Annotated in this window: 1 protein-coding gene; it reads left to right on the top strand. The window is 39.4% G+C overall.

Annotated elements, in window-relative coordinates:
- A partial coding sequence (locus ACOMCU_RS28170; RefSeq protein WP_421052311.1) for an IS110 family transposase occupies window positions 1-746 on the top strand: 746 nt, incomplete at its 5' end.
- Between the last annotated feature and the right edge of the window lie 41 nt (window positions 747-787).

Here is a 787-nt window from a genome sequence, read left to right on the forward strand (position 1 = left end):
AGTATAAAGGAGTTTTTGGTGATTTGTACGCTGAGATTTCATTAAGGACTTTACAGTCCTACCCTACATCTGAATCAGTACTAGACGCAGGTATAGAAGAGATTGCACAATTTATTGATAAGCATTGTAAAGCACGTTCATTTAATTGGGCGCATGAAAGAGCTGAAGTATTAATCGTAGCTGCAGAACGCAACCCATTTCAGTCAACGCTTTATCAAAGCCTTCTCGTCAGTCTGAATATGTATATTGATTTACTTCAAGCGTACCGCCAACAACTTTCTACGTTAGAGCGTGAGATTGATCAGTTGGCGGCACAACTCGAAGAATATGAATTAATCCAATCACTTCCCGGTGTAGGTGAAAAAATCGCGGCCACGATACTTTCAGAAGTTGGGGAAATTGAGCGGTTTAATCATCCAAAAAAGTTAGTCGCCTTTGCGGGACTAGATCCCAGTGTGTTTGAATCAGGTCGCTTTAAAGGCACGAAAAATCACATTACCAAACGCGGCTCAGCTAGGCTTCGTCATATGCTTTATACAGCCGTTCGCTGTTCCATTCGAGATAGCCGTAAAAAGAAAACAACAGATGAAACTATTGCCCGAAATAAACGATTACGAGCCTTCTACGATTTAAAACGTGAGGAAGGAAAGCCATATAAAGTAGCCATTATTGCTTGTGCTAATAAGCTTTTACACTGGATTTATGCGATTTTAAAAACGAAAACACCATTCCAAGAAACTATTTAGTAACAGCATTTTCAAATAAAACAAAAACCTTCCACACTGAA

This window comes from Lysinibacillus sp. UGB7 (genome assembly GCF_049058285.1).
Classification (GTDB): domain Bacteria; phylum Bacillota; class Bacilli; order Bacillales_A; family Planococcaceae; genus Lysinibacillus; species Lysinibacillus sphaericus_B.